This window comes from Streptomyces sp. NBC_01283, assembly GCF_041435335.1.
GTDB lineage: Bacteria > Actinomycetota > Actinomycetes > Streptomycetales > Streptomycetaceae > Streptomyces.
This window is the reverse complement of record NZ_CP108430.1, coordinates 5,468,270-5,491,729: the sequence shown is the minus strand read 5'-3', so window position 1 is coordinate 5,491,729 and position 23,460 is coordinate 5,468,270. Positions and strand designations below refer to the sequence as shown.

General features: G+C 71.0%; 24 protein-coding genes. 14 read left to right on the top strand and 10 right to left on the bottom strand.

Features of this window, described 5'->3' with window-relative positions; all coding sequences use genetic code 11:
- Nucleotides 1–93: 93 nt before the first annotated feature.
- Together OG302_RS25090 and OG302_RS25085 are read right to left on the bottom strand one after the other, a co-directional pair.
- Entirely contained in the window at nucleotides 94–612 is a 519-nt protein-coding gene (locus tag OG302_RS25090; RefSeq protein ID WP_371528833.1) for an ATP-binding protein, read from the bottom strand.
- A 291-nt stretch (nucleotides 613–903) separates the two neighbouring features.
- Nucleotides 904–1,272, bottom strand: coding sequence for an STAS domain-containing protein (locus OG302_RS25085; protein ID WP_371528832.1), 369 nt, complete (start codon nucleotides 1,270–1,272; stop codon nucleotides 904–906).
- A gap of 238 nt (nucleotides 1,273–1,510) precedes the next feature.
- Between OG302_RS25085 and OG302_RS25080 the strand changes: the two genes are divergently transcribed.
- Nucleotides 1,511–2,482 carry an RNA polymerase sigma factor SigF gene (locus tag OG302_RS25080; protein ID WP_361832667.1) on the top strand — a complete coding sequence of 324 codons (972 nt, stop codon included), beginning with the start codon at nucleotides 1,511–1,513 and terminating at the stop codon, nucleotides 2,480–2,482.
- Between the two features lie 121 nt (nucleotides 2,483–2,603).
- Here the strand turns inward: OG302_RS25080 and OG302_RS25075 are convergent, their stop codons facing one another.
- From OG302_RS25075 to hutU, 6 genes are all read right to left on the bottom strand, one after another.
- Nucleotides 2,604–3,296 carry an aspartate/glutamate racemase family protein gene (locus OG302_RS25075; protein ID WP_361832665.1) on the bottom strand — a complete coding sequence of 231 codons (693 nt, stop codon included), beginning with the start codon at nucleotides 3,294–3,296 and terminating at the stop codon, nucleotides 2,604–2,606.
- A gap of 34 nt (nucleotides 3,297–3,330) precedes the next feature.
- A complete protein-coding gene (locus OG302_RS25070; protein WP_371528831.1) occupies nucleotides 3,331–3,474 on the bottom strand; it encodes a hypothetical protein in 144 nt (47 codons plus the stop codon).
- Between the two features lie 49 nt (nucleotides 3,475–3,523).
- Nucleotides 3,524–4,696: an imidazolonepropionase gene (hutI, locus tag OG302_RS25065; RefSeq protein ID WP_371528830.1), complete on the bottom strand. Its 1,173-nt coding sequence runs from the start codon at nucleotides 4,694–4,696 to the stop codon at nucleotides 3,524–3,526.
- 204 nt (nucleotides 4,697–4,900) lie between these two features.
- Nucleotides 4,901–6,274: a formimidoylglutamate deiminase gene (locus OG302_RS25060; protein WP_371528829.1), complete on the bottom strand. Its 1,374-nt coding sequence runs from the start codon at nucleotides 6,272–6,274 to the stop codon at nucleotides 4,901–4,903.
- A complete protein-coding gene (locus OG302_RS25055) occupies nucleotides 6,265–7,461 on the bottom strand; it encodes an allantoate amidohydrolase (protein WP_371750222.1) in 1,197 nt (398 codons plus the stop codon). Before OG302_RS25055 ends, OG302_RS25060 begins: the two co-directional genes overlap by 10 nt.
- Before the next feature lie 17 nt (nucleotides 7,462–7,478).
- On the bottom strand, nucleotides 7,479–9,143 hold the full coding sequence (gene hutU / locus OG302_RS25050) for a urocanate hydratase (RefSeq protein ID WP_371528828.1): 1,665 nt from the start codon (nucleotides 9,141–9,143) through the stop codon (nucleotides 7,479–7,481).
- A 149-nt stretch (nucleotides 9,144–9,292) separates the two neighbouring features.
- On the opposite strand from hutU, the gene OG302_RS25045 reads away from it, so the two are divergent.
- The 6 genes from OG302_RS25045 to OG302_RS25020 all read left to right on the top strand — a co-directional run bounded on the left by OG302_RS25045 (nucleotide 9,293) and on the right by OG302_RS25020 (nucleotide 14,520).
- A complete protein-coding gene (locus OG302_RS25045) occupies nucleotides 9,293–10,678 on the top strand; it encodes a diaminopimelate decarboxylase (RefSeq protein ID WP_371528827.1) in 1,386 nt (461 codons plus the stop codon).
- Nucleotides 10,679–10,771: 93 nt separating this feature from the next.
- A complete protein-coding gene (locus tag OG302_RS25040) occupies nucleotides 10,772–12,139 on the top strand; it encodes an APC family permease (protein WP_371528826.1) in 1,368 nt (455 codons plus the stop codon).
- A 251-nt stretch (nucleotides 12,140–12,390) separates the two neighbouring features.
- Nucleotides 12,391–12,804, top strand: a complete 414-nt coding sequence (locus OG302_RS25035) for a hypothetical protein (RefSeq protein ID WP_371528825.1) — start codon at nucleotides 12,391–12,393, stop codon at nucleotides 12,802–12,804.
- A 35-nt stretch (nucleotides 12,805–12,839) separates the two neighbouring features.
- A complete protein-coding gene (locus tag OG302_RS25030) occupies nucleotides 12,840–13,586 on the top strand; it encodes a transcriptional regulator (RefSeq protein WP_371750221.1) in 747 nt (248 codons plus the stop codon).
- An 82-nt stretch (nucleotides 13,587–13,668) separates the two neighbouring features.
- Nucleotides 13,669–14,061, top strand: coding sequence for a roadblock/LC7 domain-containing protein (locus OG302_RS25025; RefSeq protein ID WP_363211634.1), 393 nt, complete (start codon nucleotides 13,669–13,671; stop codon nucleotides 14,059–14,061).
- An 84-nt stretch (nucleotides 14,062–14,145) separates the two neighbouring features.
- Nucleotides 14,146–14,520 carry a hypothetical protein gene (locus tag OG302_RS25020; RefSeq protein WP_361832650.1) on the top strand — a complete coding sequence of 125 codons (375 nt, stop codon included), beginning with the start codon at nucleotides 14,146–14,148 and terminating at the stop codon, nucleotides 14,518–14,520.
- 75 nt (nucleotides 14,521–14,595) lie between these two features.
- Here OG302_RS25020 and OG302_RS25015 read toward each other — a convergent pair whose 3' ends face one another.
- Complete coding sequence (locus OG302_RS25015; RefSeq protein WP_371528824.1) at nucleotides 14,596–15,429, bottom strand: MurR/RpiR family transcriptional regulator; 834 nt, start codon at nucleotides 15,427–15,429, stop codon at nucleotides 14,596–14,598.
- Nucleotides 15,426–16,985 carry an aromatic amino acid ammonia-lyase gene (locus tag OG302_RS25010; RefSeq protein ID WP_371528823.1) on the bottom strand — a complete coding sequence of 520 codons (1,560 nt, stop codon included), beginning with the start codon at nucleotides 16,983–16,985 and terminating at the stop codon, nucleotides 15,426–15,428. The genes OG302_RS25015 and OG302_RS25010 overlap by 4 nt, the downstream gene beginning before the upstream one ends.
- Nucleotides 16,986–17,136: 151 nt before the next feature.
- On the opposite strand from OG302_RS25010, the gene OG302_RS25005 reads away from it, so the two are divergent.
- The 7 genes from OG302_RS25005 to OG302_RS24975 all read left to right on the top strand — a co-directional run bounded on the left by OG302_RS25005 (nucleotide 17,137) and on the right by OG302_RS24975 (nucleotide 23,269).
- Nucleotides 17,137–18,183, top strand: coding sequence for an ABC transporter ATP-binding protein (locus OG302_RS25005; RefSeq protein ID WP_371528822.1), 1,047 nt, complete (start codon nucleotides 17,137–17,139; stop codon nucleotides 18,181–18,183).
- Entirely contained in the window at nucleotides 18,180–18,827 is a 648-nt protein-coding gene (locus tag OG302_RS25000) for an ABC transporter permease (RefSeq protein ID WP_361832642.1), read from the top strand. Before OG302_RS25005 ends, OG302_RS25000 begins: the two co-directional genes overlap by 4 nt.
- A gap of 1 nt (nucleotide 18,828) precedes the next feature.
- Entirely contained in the window at nucleotides 18,829–19,500 is a 672-nt protein-coding gene (locus tag OG302_RS24995; protein ID WP_371528821.1) for an ABC transporter permease, read from the top strand.
- Between the two features lie 20 nt (nucleotides 19,501–19,520).
- On the top strand, nucleotides 19,521–20,456 hold the full coding sequence (locus tag OG302_RS24990; RefSeq protein ID WP_371750220.1) for an ABC transporter substrate-binding protein: 936 nt from the start codon (nucleotides 19,521–19,523) through the stop codon (nucleotides 20,454–20,456).
- A 44-nt stretch (nucleotides 20,457–20,500) separates the two neighbouring features.
- The gene (locus OG302_RS24985) at nucleotides 20,501–21,919 is read left to right on the top strand and encodes a cytosine permease (RefSeq protein ID WP_371528820.1); all 1,419 of its coding nucleotides are present in this window, start codon (nucleotides 20,501–20,503) and stop codon (nucleotides 21,917–21,919) included.
- Nucleotides 21,920–21,975: 56 nt separating this feature from the next.
- The gene (locus tag OG302_RS24980; RefSeq protein ID WP_371528819.1) at nucleotides 21,976–22,398 is read left to right on the top strand and encodes a hypothetical protein; all 423 of its coding nucleotides are present in this window, start codon (nucleotides 21,976–21,978) and stop codon (nucleotides 22,396–22,398) included.
- 85 nt (nucleotides 22,399–22,483) lie between these two features.
- Nucleotides 22,484–23,269, top strand: coding sequence for a phosphodiesterase (locus OG302_RS24975; RefSeq protein WP_371528818.1), 786 nt, complete (start codon nucleotides 22,484–22,486; stop codon nucleotides 23,267–23,269).
- Nucleotides 23,270–23,460 lie beyond the last annotated feature (191 nt).

The window sequence follows — 23,460 nt, the reverse complement described above, 5'->3', positions numbered from 1 at the left end:
GCCCTGCCGAGGGAAGACAAAGAACGCGCCGGATCTCTAGTGATCCGGCGCGCATGCGAACCGTGGGTAACCCAAGGGGGAACTGAGCGGGCCCTAGACGGGCGCGCTCAGCTCGGCCCACACCGTCTTGCCCGCCACCCCCGGGGTGCGGACGACCCCCCAGTCCAGGCAGAGCCGCTGGACTATGAACATCCCGTGCCCGCCGGGCCGGCCGGCACGGTGCGGCGTGCGGGGCGCGGGCTGACCGGGCCCGCGGTCGGACACCTCTATCCGCAGCACCTTGCTGTCGGAGGAGATCCAGAGCTCGTCGGGGCCCTCGGCGTGCAGGCACGCGTTGGTCACCAGCTCGGACACCACGAGGAGGACGTCCTCCGCGGCGGCCCGCTGATCGGCGCCCGCAGCGGGCAGCCAGCCCCACGCCTGCAGCGCCTGGCGTGCGAAGTCCCGGGCGAGGGGAACGATGCCGCTCGCGCCGTTCAGGCTCAGCCTGCGGACCTGGCGCCCCTGACGGCCCGCAGCCGCCGAGACGGCCTGGTCCGCGGGAGCGGCCGCGACGGCGGTCTCGGACTCCGGACCGCGGTCGCCCGGCGAACAAGGCCGGGTGGTGCTCATCAGCGCTTCACCTCACCGACAAGAGGACTCTGGACAAGGAACTGGACAAGTAGCGGGCCTCCAAGAGGGATCATCTGCTCGGCCGTTCCTGCTGTTGATTTTGGCAACGTTCGATGGGGGCAACGTTTGATCGGCGGACCGCTGTCGACGGATCCAGGGTGTCTCCTGCCCGGCCGAACCGTGAGAACACCCACTTCTTCGACGCGACCCGTGTGACGCTGGTAACGCAGTGATCACGTAGAGACAACTGGCGCGTAACTCTTGGGCACGCTCCGTCAGCAGGCCGCCGGATCAGTCGGCCAGCGCCTCCGCGAGCGTCTCGTGAACGGTAAAGACGGCCTCGGCACCGGTGATCTCGAAGACCCGGGCCACCACCGGCAGCATCCCTGCCAGATGCACTCCACCTCCCGCGGCCTCGGCCTTGAGCCGGGCCCCCAGTAGGACATTGAGTCCGGTGGAGTCCATGAACTCCAGTCGCGAACAGTCGACGACAAGGCGCGAGAAGCCGTCGTCGAGGCAGGCCTCGAGTGGCACACGCAACAAATCGGCGGTGTGGTGATCCAACTCACCCGCCGGAGTCACGACGACGCTCGGGCCCTCGGCCCGGACTTCGACCAGAAGTCGGCCCCGATGCGCGCTACCGACTGTCCCGCGGTCCATTCCGTCACTCACTTCCGACCGTCGTGGCTGTTGATGACGCCCCTGAACATTACGCCTTCCTCACGCGCTCGGGTACCCGAACATCCCCCCGAAATCGGACATTTCAGAGCACAACGCACTTGCGACCGGCCCGTGGAACCGGGTAGGGGTAGAAGAGACAGTAATCAACACTGACGGCTTTGGAGGCGCCGCACACCGCAGTGCACGTATTGGCATCGGCAGCCATATGCCGAGAACGATGGAGGACACCATGTCACCCCGGCTCGACGAATCGCGCACTGACCGAGCGACGTCGACAATCCCGCCTCACCGTATCGAGACCGCGATCCCGGGTCCCCGCACGGAATCCGCGTCGGAGGAACTCCCGGCCCCGACGGCCGTGGCGGAGACGGAAGCCCTGGAAGGGCTTGCCGATCTGCCGGAGATCCCGCCGTTCGACGAGGTGGGTCCGCTGGATGCGAGGGCTCTGTCCAAGACCCTCTTCGAACGCCTCGAATCACTTGAGGAAGGTACGCACGAGTACGCGTACGTCCGCAACACCCTCGTGGAACTCAACCTCGCCCTGGTCAAGTTCGCCGCCTCCCGGTTCCGCTCCCGCAGCGAGCCCATGGAGGACATCATCCAGGTCGGCACCATCGGCCTGATCAAGGCGATCGACCGCTTCGAGCTCAGCCGAGGCGTCGAGTTCCCCACCTTCGCGATGCCGACCATCGTCGGCGAGATCAAGCGCTTCTTCCGCGACACGAGTTGGTCGGTGCGCGTCCCGCGCCGCCTGCAGGAACTCCGTCTTGACCTCGCCAAGGCGGGCGACGAACTCGCCCAGCAGTTCGACCGCGCCCCCACGGTGGGCGAGCTCGCCGAGCGCCTGGGCATCTCCAACGAGGAGGTCGTCGAGGGCATGGCGGCGTCCAACGCCTACACGGCAAGCTCGCTGGACGCCCAGCCCGAGGAGGACGACTCCGAGGGTGCGCTGGCGGACCGGATCGGCTACGAGGACCACGGACTCGAAGGCATCGAGTACGTCGAGTCGTTGAAGCCGCTGATCGCCGAACTGCCGCCGCGCGACCGGAAGATCCTCTCGCTCCGCTTCGTCGCCAACATGACGCAGTCGGAGATAGGCGATGAGCTCGGCATCTCGCAGATGCACGTCTCGCGACTGCTGTCGCGCACTCTCGTCAAGCTCCGCAAGGGATTGACCGTCGACGAGTGAGGGTTCTCGCCGCCCGGCGTTTTCGCCGGCCGCATGAACCGCCGCTTCGCGAGGGATCGTTCCCACCCACCCGTTTGTCCCGCAGTCCGGGGCAGGCGGGTGGGTTGCTGTCTGCCCTCGCCTACCCCTCCAGCGCCGCCGCCACGGCCGCCTCCGCATGCAGTCTCGTCGTGGGGAAGACCGGCACCGGGCTGTGCTCCTGCCCGATGAGCAGCTCGATCTCGGTGCATCCCAGAATCACGCCCTCAGCCCCTTCCCGTACGAGATCTCCGATGACCCGCTGGTACCCGGCCCGGGACTCCTCACACACCACCCCGAGACACAACTCCTCATAGATCACCCGGTGCACGAGCGCACGCCCCGCCGCATCCGGCACCAGCACGTCGAGCCCGCGCGCCGCGAGCCGCTCCCGGTAGAAGTCCTGCTCCATGGTGAACGCGGTCCCGAGCAGCCCCACGCGCCTCAGACCGCCCCGCAGCACCGCGTCGGCGGTCGCGTCCGCGAGGTGCAGGAGAGGCACGGAGAGAGCCTCCTGGACCTGTTCAGCGACCTTGTGCATGGTGTTGGTGCAGATCAGCACGAGCTCGGCACCGGCGGCCTCGACCCCCTTGGCCGCCCCCGCGAGCACCTCACCCGCCTGCTCCCACTCCCCCGCGACCTGGAGCCGCTCGATCTCGGCGAAGTCGACGGAGTACAGCACGCAACGGGCGGAATGCAGCCCCCCGAGCCGCTCCCGCACCATCTCGTTGAGCAGCCGGTAGTACTCGGCACTGGACTCCCAGCTCATGCCCCCGATGAGGCCGATGGTCTTCATGAGACGCAGGATCGCACCCTCGGCACGGCCCCTCTCACACGGGCAGCGCCACGCCGTGCACGACCGCCGGACCGTAGTCCACGCCCTCCAGGGCGAGCGCCAGGGCCAGCCGCCGTTCCGGCCGACTGGGCGCGTAGCAGCGACGTACTGCAAGAAAGTCCCGCTGGACAACGGGCATACCGCCCATCCAGCGGGACTTTTCTGCAATCGGCGTCAGGCCGCCCCCGTCACGCCACCCTCGCGCCCCGGCGCCACACCTCGGAGACCAGCGGTACGCCCGGGCGGTACGCCAGGTGTACGTGGCTTGGGGCGTCCAGGAGGGCGAGGTCGGCGCGGGCGCCCTCGCGGATGAAGCCCACGTCCGTGCGGCGCAGGGCTGCCGCGCCGCCCGCTGTGGCCGACCAGATCGCCTCGTCGGGGGTCATGCCCATGTCCCGTACCGCCAGGGCGATGCAGAACGGGACCGACGACGTGAAGGACGAGCCCGGGTTGCAGTCCGTGGAGAGCGCCACCGTCGCGCCCGCGTCCAGGAGGCGGCGGGCGTCGGGCCACTCGGCGCGGGTGGAGAACTCGGCGCCGGGGAGGAGCGTCGCCACCGTGGAACTGTTCGCGAGCGCGTCGACGTCCGCGTCCGTGAGGTGCGTGCAGTGGTCCGCCGATGCCGCGTCCAGCTCCACGGCGAGCTGGACGCCGGGGCCGTACGAGAGCTGGTTGGCGTGGATGCGGGGGTGCAGGCCCTTCGCCTTGCCGGCCGTCAGGATCGCGCGGGCCTGGTCGCCGTCGAAGGCGCCCTTCTCACAGAAGACGTCGATCCAGCGGGCGTGGGGGGCGCAGGCCTCCAGCATCTCGCCCGTGACCAGGTCCACGTACGCTGCCGGGTCCTCGGCATAGTCCGGGGAGACGATGTGGGCGCCGAGGAAGGTGACCTCGTCGGTGTGGGCCGCCGCGATGCGGAGGGCGCGGGCCTCGTCCTCGGTGTTGAGGCCGTAGCCCGACTTCGTCTCGAACGTCGTCGTGCCCTGGCGGAGCGCCTCACGGAGGTAGTGCGTGAGGTTCGCTTCGAGCTCGGCGTCCGTGGCGGCGCGGGTGGCCGCGACTGTGGTGCGGATGCCTCCGGCGGAGTAACTGCGGCCCGACATGCGGGCGTTGAACTCCTGGGTGCGGTCGCCCGCGAAGACGAGGTGGCTGTGGGAGTCGACGAAGCCGGGGATGGCGGCGCGGCCCTTCGCGTCGTACGTCTCGTCCGCCGCCGGGGCCTTGGCGGCTGGGCCCACCCAGGCGATGGTCTCGCCGTCGAGGACCACGGCTGCGTCCGTGAGGAGGCCCAAGGGGGTGCCGTCGCCCTGGGAGGGGTCGTTGGTGACGAGGCCGGCGATGTTGGTGATGAGGGTGGTGGGCATGCGGGGCCTCCGGGGGGTGAGTGGGGGTGGGCGGCTCCGCCGAGTTCGTCCTCATTCGCCGGACGGGCTGAATTCAGCCCGTCCGGCGAATGAGGACAGAGCCCGAAGGGCGATCTCGGGGGCCCAGGGGGCGGAGCCCCATGGTTTCGGGAACGGGAACGGGAACGGGAACGGGAACGGGAAGGGGCGGGGTGGGGGAAAGGTTCAGTCTCTCAGCGCCGCGATCGCCTCCGTCAGGGCCGACGCCACGTCGGGGACCGACACGTGCGCTCCGTCACGGACCACGTGACGGCCCCCCACCACCGTGTGGCGCACATCCGCCGCCGTCGCCGCGAACACCGCCGTCTCCGCGGCCAGGCGCGGTACCGGGCCCGCCGTGCGGACCGAGTCGAGCGCGACCGTCGCGAAGTCGGCCAGGCCGCCCGTCTCGATCACGCCCGCGTCCGCCCAGCCAAGGGCCGCGTGGCCCTCCGCCGTCGCCGCTCGCAGCAGCGCCGCCGCCGTCCAGTGGCCCCGCGTGTGCGAGCGCAGCCGTTCGTTGAGTTCCATCGCCCGCGCCTCTTCGAGGATGTCGATGACAGCGTGGCTGTCGGAGCCCAAGGAGAGGGGGCTGCCCGCGCGCTGGAGGGCGACCGCCGGGCCGATGCCGTCCGCCAGGTCCCGTTCCGTCGTGGGGCACATGCACGTGCCCGTCGTCGAGCGGCCGAGCAGCGCGATGTCCTCGTCCGTGAGGTGCGTGTTGTGCACGCCCGTCGTGCGGGGGCCAAGGACCCCGTGGTCGGACAGGAGCTGCGTGGGGGTACGGCCGTGCACCGCCCGGCACGCGTCGTTCTCCGCCGTCTGCTCGGAGAGGTGTACGTGGAGGGGGGCCTTGCGGGCCGCCGCCCATTCCGCCACCGTCCCCAACTGCCGTGCGGGGACCGCCCGTACGGAGTGGATCGCCGCGCCGACGCGGGCGTGCGCGCGGTCCTTCAGGGCCGATGCCCGTTCCGCCCATGCCTCCGTCGTGCCGTCCGAGAAGCGGAGCTGGTGGCGGTTCGGCGGCTCGCCCCGTGACTCCGTCAGCAGGCCCGACGCCACGTACGCCGTGTCCAGGAGCGTGATGCGGATGCCCGCGTCCGCCGCCGCCTCGATGAGCGCCTCGCCCATCGCGTTGGGGTCGGCGTAGGCGGCACCGCCCGGCGCGTGGTGCACGTAGTGGAACTCGCCCACCGTGGTGATGCCCGCGAGGGCCATCTCCGCGTACACCGCGCGGGCCAGCGCGTGATACGTCTCCGGCGTCAGGCGGTCCGCCACCGAGTACATGACCTCGCGCCATGTCCAGAACGTGCCCGATCCGACCTGGACCGTGCCGCGCAGGGCCCGGTGGAAGGCGTGCGAGTGGGCGTTCGCCAGGCCGGGGAGGGTGAGGCCGCGCAGCACCGTCGCGCCGGGCGGGGGCGTCTCGACCTCCTTGCGGACGGCTGTGATCCGGTCGCCCGTCACCTCCACCACCACCCCAGGCTCGACATTCGTGTCGAGCCAGGCGTGCTCCAGCCAGTACGTGTCCGCCTTCGCCGTGTCCGTCGTCACCTGCACGCGAGCCCTTCCAGTACGTCGGCCAGTGCGGTCACCCCTGCGACGCAGTCGTCCTCGGCGGCGAACTCGGCCGGGGAGTGCGAGATGCCCGTGGGGTTCCGTACGAACAGCATGGCGGTGGGGATCGATCCGGACAAAATACCCGCGTCGTGTCCGGCGCCCGTGCCGAGGACCGGGATCTTCCGCTCCCGGCCCAGGATCGCGCCCAGTTCGTCCCGCAGGGCGTCCTCGAACTCGACCACCGGCGTGAAGGACTCGCGGACCACGGCGAGGTCGATGCCATGCCGGTCCGCGTACTCGCGGGCCGCCTTCTCGATGCCCGTCACGACCGTGTCGAGGGTGGACTGGTCCGCAGCTCGGGAGTCCAGCCAGCCGCGCACCAGGGACGGGATCGCGTTGACGCCGTTCGGTTCGACCGAGATCTTGCCGAAGGTGGCGACCGCGCCCGCGAGTTCGGCTTCCCTGCGCGCCGCCAGGACCGTCTCCGCGTACGACAGCATCGGGTCGCGGCGGTCCACCAGGCGGGTGGTGCCCGCGTGGTTGGCCTCGCCCCTGAAGTCGAAGCGCCAGCGGCCGTGCGGCCAGATCGCGGACGCGATGCCGACCGGGTCGCCGGTGAGGTCGAGGGCGCGGCCCTGTTCCACGTGCAGTTCCACGAACGCGCCGATGCGGGAGAGGCGTTCGGGGTCGGGGCCGATGGCGGAAGGGTCGTAGCCGGCCGCCTCCATCGCCTGCGGGAGCGTCGTGCCGGAGGCGTCGTGAAGCTCGTACGCCTTCTCGCGTGTGAGCTGCCCGGCGGTCAGGCGCGAGCCCACGCAGGCCAGGCCGAAGCGGGCGCCCTCCTCGTCGCCGAAGTTGGTGATGGCGAGGGGACGGCTGAACGACACCCTCCGTGCGCGGAGTTCGTCAAGGGCCGCGAAGGAGGAGACCACCCCGAGCGGGCCGTCGAAGGCGCCGCCGTCCGGGACGGAGTCCAGGTGCGAGCCGGTGACGACGGCGTCGCCGCGGGCGGGGTCGCCGAGCCAGGCCCACTGGTTGCCGTTGCGGTCGACCTCGTAGTCGAGGCCGCGCGCCTCCGCCTGCGCCTGGAACCAGACGCGGCAGTCGGCGTCGGCGCCGGTCCAGGCGTAGCGGCGGTAGCCGCCCGAGGCGTCGCTGCGGCCGATGGGCCGCAGCGAACGCCACATGGCGTGGAACGTGTCGCTCACGCCTGGTCACCCTCGCGCATCGGGATCCGTACGCCCTTCTCGTCCGCCACCGACTCCGCGATGTCGTAGCCCGCGTCCACGTGCCGGATGACGCCCATGCCGGGGTCATTGGTGAGGACGCGGCGGATCTTCTCGCCCGCAAGGGCGGTGCCGTCGGCGACCGAGACCTGGCCCGCGTGGATGGAGCGGCCCATGCCGACGCCGCCGCCGTGGTGGATGGAGACCCAGGAGGCGCCCGACGCGACGTTCACCATGGCGTTCAGGAGCGGCCAGTCGGCGATCGCGTCGGAGCCGTCGAGCATGGCCTCGGTCTCGCGGTACGGCGATGCCACCGAGCCGCAGTCGAGGTGGTCGCGGCCGATCGCGAGGGGGGCGGCGAGGGTGCCGTTGGCGACCATGTCGTTGAACATGTCGCCCGCCTTGTCGCGCTCTCCCTGGCCCAGCCAGCAGATGCGCGCCGGGAGGCCCTGGAAGTGCACGCGCTCGCCGGCCATCTTGATCCAGCGGTGCAGGGACTCGTTGCCGGGGAAGAGGTCGAGGAGCGCCTTGTCGGTCTTGTGGATGTCCGATGCCTCGCCGGAGAGCGCCGCCCAGCGGAACGGGCCCTTGCCCTCGCAGAAGAGGGGGCGGATGTAGGCGGGGACGAAGCCGGGGAAGGCGAACGCGCGGTCGTAGCCCGCGAGTTGGGCCTCGCCGCGGATGGAGTTGCCGTAGTCGAAGACCTCGGCGCCCGCGTCCATGAAGCCGACCATGGCCTCGACGTGGCGCGCCATGGACTCACGGGCGCGGGTGGTGAAGCCCGCCGGGTCCTTGGCCGCGAGGGTCTGCATGTCGTCGAAGTCGACGCCGACGGGGAGGTACGCGAGCGGGTCGTGGGCCGAGGTCTGGTCGGTCACGATGTCGATCGGGGCGCCCTCGGCGAGCATCTGCGGGAGCAGCTCGGCCGCGTTGCCGAGGAGGCCGATGGAGAGCGGGCGGCGGGCGTCGCGGGCCTCGACCGCGAGCTGGAGCGCGTGGGCCAGGTTGTCGGCCTTCACGTCCAGGTAGCGGTGCTCGATGCGGCGCTCGATGGCGCGCGGGTCGACGTCGACGCAGATCGCGACGCCGTCGTTCATCGTGACGGCCAGGGGCTGGGCGCCGCCCATGCCGCCGAGACCGGCGGTGAGGGTGATGGTCCCGGCGAGCGTGCCGTTGAACTTCTTGGCGGCGACGGCGGCGAACGTCTCGTACGTGCCCTGGAGGATGCCCTGCGTGCCGATGTAGATCCACGAGCCGGCCGTCATCTGGCCGTACATCGTGAGGCCGAGGGCCTCAAGGCGCCGGAACTCCTCCCAGTTCGCCCAGTCACCGACCAGGTTCGAGTTGGCGATCAGGACGCGCGGGGCCCACTCGTGGGTCTGCATGACGCCGACCGGGCGGCCGGACTGGACGAGCATCGTCTCGTCCTGCTTGAGGGTCTTCAGCGTGCGCACCATCGCGTCGAAGGAGCGCCAGTCGCGGGCCGCCTTGCCGGTGCCGCCGTAGACGACGAGCTTGTCGGGGTGCTCGGCGACCTCGGGGTCGAGGTTGTTCTGGAGCATGCGGAGGGCGGCTTCCTGCTGCCATCCCAGGGCGCTCAGTTCCGTACCGCGCGGTGCCCGTACGGGGCGGGGTCCTGACATGGCGATGCCTCCTCGCGAAAAGCTCTGCTGTCGGTCTGCTGGTGACGCTCTGCTGTGACCTTGTTATTCACATCCTGCGATGTTGAATAGAGCTAGTCAATACGTTGACGGGGCAGCGCTACCGCGTCGCGGATGATTGGCTGGAACGCATGAGCGATCAGGACACGGAGACCGCACACGCATCCGAGGCGGACAGAGCGGAGGCGGTGGGCCCCGCCGCCCGCCGCGACCGGGCCGTCCGCGCCGCCGTCGAGCAGGGCCTCGTCGACCCCGCGTCCCCCATCGCCGGCCTCCTGGACGTCACCGGGATCCGCACGGCCGCCGCTTCCCTGCATGCCGCCTTCGAGGCGGTCACCCCGCCCGGCACCCCCGTCCTGCACGCCTTCGCGGTGAAGGCGTCGCCCCTGGTCCCGGTCCTGCGCCTGCTGCGCGACGCGGGCATCGGCGCCGAGGTGGCGAGCCCCGGCGAGCTCGCCCTCGCGCGGGCCGCGGGTGTGCCGCCCACGCACACCGTCCTCGACTCGCCCGCGAAGACCCCCGCCGAGCTGCGCGAGGCCCTCGCCCTCGGGATCGCCGTGAACGCGGACAACCCGCAGGAGCTCGCCCGCATCGACGCGATGACGCGGTCGGCCCCCACCCGCTCCCCCGTCGGCCTGCGCGTGAACCCGCAGATCGGCGGCGGGTCGATCGGCGCCCTCTCCACGGCGACGGCAACCTCCAAGTTCGGCGTCGCGCTGCGCGACGAGGGCGCCCGCGAGTGGATCATCCAGGCGTACCTGGACCGCCCCTGGCTGACCCGCCTGCACGCCCACTCCGGCTCGCAGGGCATGCCCCTCGAAATGATGGTGCGGGGTGTGGCAGCGACGTACGAGCTGGCGGAGGAGATCAACGAACGGGCCGGCCGGCACCAGATCGACACCATCGACATCGGCGGCGGTCTGCCCGTCAACTTCGGGTCGGACGAGGAGACCCCGACCCACGCGCAGTACGCGCGCCGCCTCAAGTCCCGCGTACCCGGCCTGCTCGACGGGCGCTACGGCCTGGTCACCGAGTTCGGCCGCTCGCTGCTCGCCAGGCACGGCACGATCCTGGCCCGTGTCGAGTACACCAAGACGGCGGGCGACCGGCCCATCGCGGTGACGCACGCGGGCGTCCAGGTGGCGGCGCGCACGGTGTACGCGCCCGCTTCCTGGCCGCTGCGGATCGCCGCGTTCGACGCGAAGGGGCTGCCCAAGAGCGGTCCGCCCGTCGGCCAGGACGTCGCGGGCCCGGCCTGCTTCGCGGGCGACCTGCTCGCCGAGAACCGTCCGCTGCCGCTGCTCGAACAGGGCGACTACGCGGCGGTGCTCGACACGGGCGCGTACTACTTCGCGCACCACTACTCGTACAACAGCCTTGCCCGGCCCGGCATTTACGGGTTCGCGGCGGGTGCGGGCGGAGAGGTCGCCTTCGCCACCGTGCGGGAGCCGCAGACCCTGGAGGAGATCGTCGCCGAGTCGGGCGGCGGACGCCGGGACGCCCTGCGCGACCTCTGAGCCGCTTGCTCTGGAATTCCTCAACTCCCGCATCCGCACGGCACTTGCGGGGCAGACGCTCTCTCCAGGCACACCCTCGGGGGAGATGATCCTGTGACGACGTCCGACAAGCCCACCACCGCGACAGCACCCGCCGGCGAACCCGCGCTGAACCGCGCGATCGGCCCCAGACTCCTGATTCTCTTCGTGATCGGCGACATCCTCGGCACCGGCATCTACGCCACCACCGGCAAGGTCGCGGGAAAGGTCGGCGGCGCGCTGTGGCTGCCGTTCGCGATCGGCTTCGTCGTGGCGATCCTGACGGCGGCGTCGTACGTCGAGCTGGTCGGCAAGTACCCGAAGGCGGCGGGCGCCGCCCTCTACACGCAGAAGGCGTTCAGGACGCCGTTCCTGACCTTCATCATCGCCTTCATGGTGATGTGCTCCGGCCTGTCGTCGGCGAGCGCCGCGGCCCTCGCCTTCAGCGGCGACTACCTCGGGGAGCTGACGGACGACGCACTCCCGCCGACGCTGGTCGCGATCGTCTTCATCCTCGCGCTCGCGGCACTGAACCTGCGCGGGGTCGCCGAGTCGGTGAAGGCGAACGTGGTGCTCACGCTCGTCGAGCTGACAGGTCTGGCCATCATCCTCGCGATCGGCGCGTACGCGGTCCTGAGCGGGGACGGCGAACCCTCCCGGCTCACGGACTTCGAGGCGGGCGACGGCACGGCCTACGCCCTGATGACGGGTGTGCTCGGCGCGACGGCGCTCGGCTTCTTCGCGTTCGTCGGCTTCGAGGACTCGGTGAACATGGCCGAGGAGACGAAGGATCCGGCGCGTACGTTCCCGAGGGCGATCTTCATCGGTGTCGCGGTGACGGGCACGATCTACGTCCTGGTGGCGCTGGTGTCGTCGCTGCTCGTCGACTACAAGGTCCTGCAGGGTTCGAGCGGTCCGCTGCTCGAAGTCGTGAAGGCGGGCGGCATCGACTTCCCGCACAAACTCTTCGCCCTGATCGCCCTGTTCGCGGTCACCAACTCGGCACTGATCAACATCATGATGGCCTCGCGGCTCTGTTACGGCATGGCCAACGAGCGCATCCTGCCGCGCGCGATGGGCCGGGTCCTCCCGCACCGCCGGACACCGGTGGTCGGCATCGTCTTCGTCTCGCTGCTCGCGATCGGCCTGGTGACGACGGGCGAGATCGAGGGCCTCGGCGACACGACCGCGTTCCTGCTGCTGTGTGTGTTCGCGGTGGTCAACGTGGCCGTCCTCGTCCTGCGCCGCGACCCCGTCGACCACCGGCACTTCCGCGCGCCCACGGCCCTTCCCGTGCTCGGCGCCGTCACCGCGCTGATCCTCGCGAGCCCCCTCGCGGACCGCCCGGCGGAGGTCTACGTCCGGGCCGGGGTGCTGATCGCCGTCGGCATCGGGCTGTGGGGCGTGAACAAGGTGGTACTCAAGGCGCGCGGCGAGGAGTGACCGGCGGGTGACGGGCCCGGGGGCCGTCCGGAAGGGCGGTCCGGTCGTACGGTCACCACAATCGGTCAGGCGTGGGCCCAAGCTAGCCTCTCGTCGCCCCGATCCCGTCGAGGTCGGGCATGTTCCCCTGGAAAGTGCCCATTTCCTGGGACTCTCCACCACTTCTGCGTACCTTCCTCACACCGGAAGGCGCTGAGCCCCCGGTCGGGTGGTAGGGGCCACCCGGTTCAACCCTGGGGAAGGGGAGCCGCGTGCCCGGAATCGACGAGTGTCTGCTCGAAGCCATGACACTGCCCGGTGCGCGCGGTGCGGCGATCGTCGACTGGACCAGCGGGCTCGCCCTCGGTTCGGTCGGCGATCCTCCCGGCGGCGATCATGAGGCGACCGCGGCCGAGACCGCGGAGGTGGCGCGGTCGGCGGCGGAGTACCAGGCGTTCGCCCCCAGGGACGACGCGCTGGACTCGGCGCCGGACGACGAACGCAAGGGGCTCCCCGTCGAGGACCTCATGCTCACCACGAGGACCGGGTTCCATCTGATCCGCTTCGTCGAGACGACCTTCGACAGCAGCGTGTTCCTCTACCTCTGGCTCGACCGGCACACCGGCAACCTCGCGCTCGCCCGCATGCGGCTGCGCGACCTCTCCGAGCGGCTGGTGCTGGTGTGAACACCCTGCGCATCACCGCGGCCGCCACCTCGCCCATGCTGATGCGCCTCGCCGCCGAGCGGGCGACCGGCGCGCTGCTGCGCGACCAGGGCACCCTCTACCTCGTCGAGGGCCGCGTCGTGCACGCGGAGAGCCCCGCGGCGCCGGGCATAGACGTCCTGCTCACGGCCGGCGGCGCGCTGCCACCGCAGGGCTGGCAGGAGGCCCTCTCGCTCGCGGGGACCCGCAACGAGGTGGGGCAGCAGCTCATAGACAGCGGCCGGGTCACCGCGGGCGAGCTTGAGGTGTGCCACATAGGCGCGCTGTTCGACGCCGCGTTCTTCGTCCTCGGCCCGGCGAGCGGACCCACGCGGTTCCGTTACGGCGTCGCGCACTGGCTCGGCCGGGTGCGCCCGGTGGCCGCCGAGGCCCTGGAGCGGGAGACCCGGCGGCGCCGGGCCCTCCTCGACAGCGTCTGGCCCTGTCCGGAGCTGGACACCTCCCCCGTCGTGGCGCGCCGGCCCGCGCCCGGCCAGACGGTCACCGGACGCCAGGACGCGCTGCTGCGGCTCGCCGACGGCGTCCGTACGCCGACGGCCATCGCCTGGGCCCTCGGCCGCCCGTCCTTCCACACCCTGATCGAGGTCAGGCGGCTCGCCGCGGCCGGACTCGTGGAAGCACCGCGGGCACCGGAGCCCGCCCGGCCCGTGCTGCCCGCCCCGGCCGCGGTCCCGGGCGACTGCGCCGAACCTGATGTCGCCCTGCTGCGCCGGGTGCGTGACGCGCTGGAGGCAAGCCTGTGAATGTCCGTGCCGCTCAAGGGACTTGGCCCCCGTGCCCATGAAGTTTTTCGCGCTCTGGAAGCGCGCCGGGAGGAGAGAGCTGATGGCTGCCGAAGCCGACGTACTCGTCGAACTGAAACGGCTGCGGACCAGGATTCCTCAGCTCAAGGGCGCCCTGACGGCCAGCGTCGACGGCTTCGTGCTGGCGCAGGACGCACCGGACGTCGAGCCGGAGGGCCTGTGCGCCCTCACCGCGGCGGCGCTCGGAGTGGCCCTGCGTCTTTCCGACGCGACGCACCAGGGCGGCTTCCGCGAACTGCTCATCCGCGGGGAGGGCGGCTATGTGGCCACCTACACGGCCGGCTCGTCCGCCGTTCTCACGCTGCTCGCCGAGTCCCGCGTCAACGTGGGCCGGCTCCATCTCGAGGGCCGCCGTTCCAGCGTGCTCATCGGCGAACTGGTCGACGCCGCCGTCGAACGAGCGGAGGAAACCTGACCCATGTCCCCCACCACACCTTCAACACCCTCATCGTCCCCTTCACCGCGGACGCCCAGCAGACGGAAAGGAAGTGCGAAAGTCATGGCCAACGCAGAGACATCGCTCAAGGAAGTGACCACCTCGATCGAGGGAGTCATCGGCGCCGCCCTGGTCGACTACACCAGTGGCATGGCGCTGGGCACGATCGGCGGCGGAAAGGACCTGGACCTGAACGTCGCCGCGGCGGGCAACACCGACGTGGTGCGCGCCAAGCTGCGCACGATGGAGCTCCTCGACCTCAAGGACGAGATCGAGGACATCCTGATCTCGCTCAGCAGCCAGTACCACCTGATCCGGCTGATCAAGGGACGCAACAACAGCGGGCTCTTCCTCTATGTGGCCCTCGACAAGGACCGGGCCAATCTGGCCATGGCCCGGCATCAGCTCAAACGCATCGAGGCGAACCTGGACGTCTGAGCCCCGGACGGGAACGCGGCGGGCCGGGCCTTCGGGCCCGGCCCGCCCTCGCGCGCTCACTCACCAACTCACCACTCACTCCACGAACAGCCCCCGCGCCGCGGCCCCCGCGTCGAACTCCTCCAACCGCGCCTGCGCGTCGGGCAGTCCGTCGCACATGGCCTCAAGCAGGACGCGCCCCAGCAGCATCGGCGCGCACGCCGTGTCGAAGGCGAGGCCCGTGCCGACGGCAGCCGGGAGGAGCAGATCGGAGTGCGCCGCCACGGGGGCGAACGCCGAGTCGGCCACCGTCACCACGGAGAGACCCGCCCCCCGCGCATGGGCGAGCGCGTCCACCACCTCCCGCGGATGCCTCGGCAGCGCGAAGCACAGGAGCGCCGACGCGCCCGCCCGTACCGCCGCGTCGATCCGGTCGGCGAGCATCGTGCCGCCCTCGTCGAGGAGGCGGACGTCGGGGTGGACCTTCGCCGCGAAGTACGAGAAGCCGTACGCCTGGGACGCGGCGGCCCGCAGGCCCAGGACGGGCAACGGGCGGGACGAGGCGAGGAGCCGTCCGGCGCGCTCGACCGGCGCCGGGTCGGCGAGCACCTCCGCCAGGTGCCGGAGGTTGGCGATCTCCGCCTCGACCGCCTGCTGGTACTCGTTCAGGGAGGCCTCGCCCGCCGCCTCCGCGGGTGCCAGCTCCCGCAGGTGCCTGCGCAGCGCCGGATATCCGTCGAAGCCGAGCGCCACCGCGAAACGGGTCACCGAGGGCTGGCTCACCCCGGCGAGCTCCGCGAGTTCGACGCTGGAGAGGAAGGGGACGTCCGCCGCCCGCCGCACCATGCAGTGCGCGATGCGCCGCTGCGTGGGCGTGAGCCGGTGGCCCTCGAAGAGCACTTGCAGCCGCGCCGCAGGACTGTCACTCATACCGTTCCCCTCACCACACCGTGCCCCTCGAAGGCCGCTCCGCTCCCGGACCCGAGGCCGAGCCACAGCTCGGTGAACCGGTCGAGCAGCCCGGCCGCCACCGTCACATCATCCGTCAACGGCCGGTCGGCCAGCTCCGCGTCGAGCACCGCGTCCGCGAGTTCGAAGGCCCTGCCGACCGGCAGCTCCGGGTCGAGCCGCATGTCACGCTGCCTCAACGCCCTTACGGCGGCGACCAGTTCACAGCCCACGACCAGGCGGTACGCCTCGCAGGCCCGCAGTGTCTGACGTGCCGCGAGCGAGGCGAAGCTGGCCTGCTCCTCGACACCGCGGGAGAGCACCGCGTGCCCGAGCGACGCCGGCGCGGAGAAGGCCCGCAGGTCACCGAGGGCCGCCCCGGCCGCGTACTCCAGGATCATCACGCCCGACGACGCCGGTTCGCCGTCCGCGAGGAACGGGCGCAGGCGGGTGAAGCCCGGTTCGTTCAGGGTCGAGAGGCGTGACGTCGACAGGCGCGCCGCCTGCGTCACCGCGAGCCTGAAGTGGTCCAGGGACAGGGCGAGTTGGGCGAGGTAGAAGCCGCCGTGGTGGTAGGCCGCCATGTCGTCCGCCGAGATCAGCGGGTTCTCGGCCGCCGCGTTGATCTCCACCGTGAGGACGTCTTCGAGCGCGTCCGCCGCGTCGTGCGCGGGCCCGTGGATCTGCGGCACGCAGCGCAGGCCGTACGGGTCCTGGATGCGGCCGAGCGGTGGCGTGGGGCGGTCGGGCGCGCCGAGGATAAGCCGCATCCGTTCGGCGACCGCGTACGAGCCCGAGTGGCGCCGCGCCTCGTGCACGGGCAACGCGTACGCCTCGTACGAACCGTCGACGGCCATCAAGGTCAGCGCCGCCACCACCTGCGTCGCCGCGATGAGGCCGCGCAGTTCGTGCAGGGCGAGCGCGGCCTGGCCGAGGGTGAGGGCATTGCTGCTGATCAGGGCGAGGGCGTCGTTGTTGTCGAGGGGCTGCGGCGCGGGGGCCGCGCCCTCGCCCTGCCAGGGGTGCTCGCCCGCCAGCGCGAGGCCCATCTGCGCGAGGGCGGCGATGTCGCCCGTGCCGACCGAGCCGAATTCGTTGACCTTCGGGTAGGCGCCCGTCTCCAGGGCCTCGCAGAGCGCCGTGACGACGGTGGGGCGAAGGCCCGCGCCGCCGGCGAGGAGCTGGTTGGCGCGGACCGCGAGCATGGCGCGGACCTGCCGCGCGGGCAGCTCATCGCCGATCGCTCCGGCGTGGCTGCGCAGCAGGCGCAGACCGTGGTCGGAGGCCGCCTCGGTGGGCACGGACTCATTCCGGTTGGCGCCGACGCCGGTGGAGCGGCCATAGACGCGACCCCAGGACGCGATTTCCCGGGCGGCGTTCCAGGAGAGCTCCACGCGCTTCATCCCGTCCGTGCCGGGAACGGGCTTTGCGGTGGATTCGGCCATACGTACGACATCTGCGACCATCAGTCCCCGGCCGTCCAGGACGACGACCGAGTCACTGGCGTCGGTCGCCCTGTCCGCGATACGAGACGACATCACTCGTAATTCCTCCTCAACCGGACGCTCAGTCTTGCCCTGCGACCACTCGTTACCAGTGATTTACGCCGGGGCGTGGACAAGCTATTGACAATCTATTCAGTCAACGAGAACTCTGCATGACGATATACAGCCGGGCAAGGGACTCCTCATGATCCAATTCGATACGGTCCACAAGCGCTTCCCGAACGGCACAACCGCGGTCCACGACCTCAGCCTTGAGATGCCGGAAGGGGGCGTGACCGTCCTCGTCGGATCTTCCGGTTGCGGCAAGACGACCACGCTCCGCATGATCAACCGGATGGTCGACCCGACCTCCGGGACGATCAGGGTGGGCGGCAAGGACGTCCTGGAACAGGACGCCGCCGAGCTGCGCCGCTCCATCGGTTACGTGATCCAGCAGTCCGGGCTCTTCCCGCACCGCACCGTCCTGGACAACATCGCGACGGTGCCGCTGCTGCTCGGCTGGGGCCGCAAGAAGGCGCGGGCACGGGCGGCGGAGCTCCTGGAGACGGTCGGCCTGGCCGCCGACGCCGGGAAGCGCTACCCGCACCAGCTCTCGGGCGGCCAGCAGCAGCGTGTGGGCGTGGCCCGCGCGCTGGCCGCCGACCCGCCGGTGCTCCTGATGGACGAGCCGTTCGGTGCGGTCGACCCCGTGGTGCGCACCCAGCTCCAGGACGAACTCCTGCGCCTCCAGCGGGAGTTGAACAAGACCATCGTCTTCGTCACGCACGACATCGACGAGGCCGTACGGCTCGGCGACCGCATAGCCGTCTTCCGCACCGGCGGCCACCTCGTGCAGTGCGCGAGCCCCGCCGAGCTCCTGGCCCGCCCGGCGGACGACTTCGTCGCGGACTTCCTGGGCGCGGAGCGCGGCCTGAAGCTGCTCTCCCTGACGACGCTCGCCGAGGTCCCGCAGGGGCCGGCCCCGGAGGGCGGCGCCTGGACGCTGCGCCTCGACCCGGCCGGCGCCCCGGTGGCCTGGCGGCACAAGGACGCGACAGCCGCCGACGTCCCCGTACGCCCCCTGCGCGACACGGACTCGCTGCTCTCCGCCCTGAACGAGTCGATAGCCGCCCCCAGCGGCCTGGTCGCCCGGATCGACGCTGCGGGCATCCTCACCGGCGTCACGTCCCGCGACGACATCCACGACCACGCGGGGCACGTCCACACCGAGGCAAGCACGGTGGACGTATGACCGTCGACTGGTCGTGGATAGCCGACCACACCGACGATCTCACCACCCTCACCCTCTCCCACCTGCAGGCCGCCCTCACCGCCGTACTCCTGGGCCTGCTCATCTCGCTCCCCCTGGCCGTCGTCGCCCACCGCGTGCGCGCCCTGCGCGGACTGCTCCTGGGCCTGTCGAACGTCCTGTTCACCATCCCCTCCATCGCCGTCTTCGTGCTGCTCCTGCCGGTCAGCGGGCTCACCCGCACCACCACCGTCATCGGCCTGACGATCTACACGCTCGTCGTGCTCCTGCGGAACACCGTCGAGGGCCTGGACTCCGTCCCCGCCAAGACGAAGGAAGCCGCGAAAGCCATGGGCACCCGGCCGATGCGCACCCTCCTCACCGTCGAACTCCCCCTCGCACTCCCGGTCATCATGGCGGGCGTACGGATCGCGACGGTCATGGCGATCTCCCTCGTCTCCGTGGCGACCTACATCGGCGACGGCGGTCTGGGACAGCTGTTCACGGACGGCTTCCAGCGCAACTTCCCCACCCCCGTCATCGTCGGCGTCGTCCTGACCCTGCTCCTCGCGCTCGTCGCGGACGCGCTGCTGGTCACCCTCCAGTACGTCCTGACTCCCTGGACCCGCCGCAAGAGGAGCGCGTGACATGTACGAACTCTTCAAGGACCTCGGCGCCTGGCTGGTCAGCGGCGAGCAGTGGGCCGGGTCCGACGGCATCGGGCACCGCCTCGCCGAGCACCTCCAGTACTCGCTGCTCGCCACCCTGATCGCCGCCGCGATCGCACTCCCTGTCGGTACGCTCATCGGGCACACCGGGCGCGGCGCCTTCCTCGCGATCAACCTCTCCAGCTTCGGGCGCGCGCTGCCCACGGTCGGCCTCGTCGTGCTGGTCTTCCTGGCCAGCGGCCTGTCCATGTGGCCGGTCTACATCGCCCTCGTGGCGCTCGCCGTCCCCTCGATCGTCACCAACACATACGCGGGGATGACCGCCGTCGACCCCGAGGTGCGGGACGCCGCGCGCGGCCAGGGCATGCGCTGGCACCAGGTCCTCTTCCAGGTCGAACTGCCCCTCGCGCTGCCGCTGATCATGACCGGGCTCCGGCTCGCGCTGATCCAGGTCGTCGCGACGGCCACCATCGCCGCGTACGTCTCCTTCGGCGGGCTCGGCCGGTACGTCTTCGACGGGCTCGCCCAGCGCGACCTCGTGCAGGTGCTCGGCGGTGCCGTGCTCGTCGCGGTCGTCGCCGTCGTCCTCGATCTCGCGCTCTCCGGACTGCAGCGCGCCCTCTTCCGCCACCGCCCCGCCAAGTCGGCCTAGGAGCAACCCAGATGGCCCCCATGAACCGCAGGACCCTGATCGGCGGACTCTTCGCCGCCGCGTCCGTCCCCGCGCTCGCCGCCTGCAGCGGCGGCATCACCTCCCTCGACGGGGGAGGCTCCGGCGGCGGAGGCGGTGGCTCCAGCAAGGACGGCGTCACCATCGGCACCGCCAACTTCACCGAGAACCAGGTGCTCGGCTACCTCTACGCAGCCGCGCTCGAAGCGGAGGGCGTCAAGACCTCCGTCCGCCCCAACCTCGGCACCCGCGAGATCCTCATCCCCGCGCTCAAGGGCGGCGACATCGATCTCCTGCCCGAGTACCAGGGCGCGCTCCTGCACTACCTCGACGCCAAGGCGAAGGCCACCGAGGAGGGCGAGATGCAGAACGCCCTCGCCATGGTCCTGCCGCGCGGCCTGCAGATCCTCCCCTACGGCAGGGCCGAGGACTCCGACGCCTTCGTCGTCACCCGGGAGACCGCCGCCACGTACGGCCTCAAGTCCCTCGCGGACCTCGCCAAGCACAACGGCAAGCTCGTCATCGGCGCCGCACCCGAGGTCAAGAAGCGCACGGTGGGCTCGGTGGGCCTCAAGGACGTGTACGGCGTGGAGTTCAAGGAGTTCAAGTCCCTTGATTCCTCCGGCCCGTTGGTGAAGGGCGCCCTGAAGAAGGGCGACGTCGACGTGGCGAACCTCTTCACCACCGACACGGACATCGTCGCGGAGAAGTGGGTCGTGCTCACCGACCCCAAGAACCTGATCCCCGGCCAGCACGTCGTGCCGCTCATCGCCGACCGCAAGGCCGACTCGACGGTCCGCAAGGCGCTCGGCCGCCTCGGCAACGCGCTGACCACCAAGGACCTCACCGAGCTCAACCGCCTGGTGGACAAGGACAAGAAGGACCCCGAGGACGTCGCGAACGACTGGGCGGCGAAGCACGGGATCAGCAAGAAGTAGCTCATCCGCAAGAAGCCGGCAGGCAGCAGGGAGTTCACCGGATCATGGCAGCTGAAGACCTCGTGGAGCGGCGCTCCATCGACGTCGTCCCCGACGACGAACGGCACGGCACGGCGTTCAGCCAGTTCACCCTCTGGCTCGGCGCCAACCTCCAGATCACCGCGGTCGTCACCGGCGCACTCGCCGTCGTCTTCGGCGGCGACGTGGTGTGGTCGGTGATCGGCCTGCTGCTCGGCAATCTGCTCGGCGGCGCCGTGATGGCCCTGCACTCCGCGCAGGGACCGAAGCTGGGGCTGCCCCAGATGATCCAGTCGCGCGCCCAGTTCGGGGTGCGCGGCGCGGTCGTGCCGCTCCTGCTCGTCATCCTCATGTACGTCGGCTTCTTCGCGAGCGGCAGCGTCCTCGCCGGACAGGCCACGGCCGAGCTCACGCACACGAACGACACCACCGGCATCATCGTCTTCGCTGTGGTCACCGCGGTGATGGCCGCGATCGGCTACCGCGTGATCCACGCCCTTGGCCGGGTGGCGAGCGTGATCTGCGCGCTGGCCTTCATCTACCTGGGCATCCGTCTCCTGGACCGCGTGGACCTCTCGGCGCTCCTGAACGACGCGCACTTCGACCTGCCGATGTTCCTGCTCGCGGTGTCGCTCTCGGCGTCCTGGCAGCTCGCCTTCGGTCCTTACGTCGCGGACTACTCGCGCTATCTGCCACGTACGACGTCGGGGCGGGCCACCTTCTGGTGGACCCTGTCGGGGTCGGCGCTCGGCTCGCAGTGGTCGATGACGTTCGGCGTGCTCGTGGCGGCGAGCGCGGGGGACGCGTTCCTCGCCAACCAGGTCGGATACGTGGTGGGCCTGGGCGGCACGGGCCTGATCGCGTCGGTCCTGTACTTCGTGATCGCGCTCGGCAAGCTCACCATCAACGTGCTCAACACCTACGGCGGCTTCATGTCGATGGTGACCAGCATCAGCGGTTTCCGCGGCCAGAAGACGCTCTCGCCGCGCGGCAGGACGGCGTACATCGCCCTGATCATGGTCGCGGGCACGGTGGTGGCGCTGCTCGGCAAGGACAGCTTCCTGACGTCCTTCAAGGACTTCCTGCTGTTCCTGCTGACGTTCTTCACGCCGTGGTCGGCGATCAACCTCGTCGACTACTACCTGATCTCCAAGGAGCGCTACGACATCCCGGCGCTCTCGGATCCCGACGGCCGGTACGGAGCCTGGCGCTGGGACGCGCTGACGGTCTACGGAGTGGGCATCCTGGCCCAGCTCCCCTTCCTCGCCACGCACTTCTACACCGGCCCGCTGGTGGAGCCGCTCGGCGGCGCGGACATCTCGTGGATCGTGGGCCTGGTCGTCCCGGCGGTCCTGTACTGGCTGCTGGCCCGCCGCGACACGTCGCACATCCCGGCGGCGGAGCCCGAGCACGCCGGGGCCGGGACTGGGGCCGGCGCCCGCTGAGAAAGGGGGGTTAGCCCCACTGTCAGGCCCCCGGCCGCTGCGTACCGTACAAGCTTATGGAAGCCCGTGACGCCGAACTCAAGAAGGAACTCGACGCCACTCTGCACGCCCGCAGAGAGCTAGGCGAAGAGTATGAGTCCGCGCTGGTCGACTCGTTCCTCGGGAAGGTCGAGCAGCGCCTGGACGGCACCATCGACCGGCGGCTGCGCCGGCACATGGCCGAGCAGCAGATGGTCGTCGCCCGCGGGTCCCGCGCGCCGAACAACCCCGTGGATTCCTGGGGCGAGCGGTTCGGGTTCGGCATCGTCTCGCTGATCCTGGCGATCCCGCTCTCGGCGATCGGTGTGGTCAACGCGGACCTGCCCGGCCTGTTCGTCACCTGGGGCGGCATCGTGGGCGTGAACGCGGTGCACTCCATGCGGGGCCTGAGCTTCGGGCGCGGCAAGGACCGCGGGCGCAAGGCGGAGTGGGACGACTGAGGGCCCGGCCCCCGGCCGGCTGAGCGGATTCCGCTCTGAGCGGGACCGGTGGCGCGGCCCCCGCCCGGCGGCGGACCGTTCCCCCATGACCACCTCTGTCGCGCACCTCAGTGACCCGCACCTCACCACCGGCGCCCTGGCCGCCGAGCCCGCGGCGGGTCTGCGCCGCGCGCTCGCCCGCGTCCTGGCCCTGGAGCCCCGGCCCACCTGCGTCGTGATCACCGGCGACCTGACGGAACACGGCCGCCCCGCCGAGTACGAGCAGCTGCGCGAGCTCGTCGCGGGCTTCCCGCTGCCCCTGCACGTGACGACCGGCAACCACGACGACCCGGCGGCGCTGGTCAAGGCGTTCGGCGGCGAGCCGCAGCTCGGCGGCGGACACACCACGCACTACGCCGTCGAGTACGCCGACCTGACGCTGATCGCCCTGGACACGAACGTGCCCGGCGCCCCGCACGGCCACCTGGGCGAGGCCCAACTCGCCTGGCTCGACGAGACGCTGGCGGGCCGCCCGGAGATCCCCGCCCTGGTCTGCCTGCACCACCCGCCGACGGACATCGGCATCCCGTACCTGGACGGCATGCGCCTCACTGACGGCGGCGCCCTGGCCCGGGTCATCGCCCGCCACCCGCACGTGGCGCGGGTCCTCGCGGGCCACGTGCACCGCCCGATCACCGGCGCGTACGCGAACACGACCCTGTCGACCGCCCCGTCGACGTACCTCCAGAGCTCCCTGGCCCTGAGCCCGGACCGGCCCATGGGCTACAGCCCCGAGCCGACGGCCTTCCAGCTCCACCTGCGCACGGCCACGGGCTGGGTCACGCACACGGCCCAGGTGAGCCATGCGGCGGCACAGATCCAGGGGTACTGAGCGGGGGGTGAGGGGGCGTCACGCGCTGCGGCCGGAGACGGAGCCACGAAGTCCGTGCGCGGGGACCGCCGCACCCCCGGTTCACCAGGGGGCGGGACGACGGCGGTCCCCGCGAGGGACTGTGGCCGGGTCAGGACCGGGCCGCAGTCCGGGCGTTCAGTGGTCCGGGAGCCGCTCCGGAATTCCTGTAC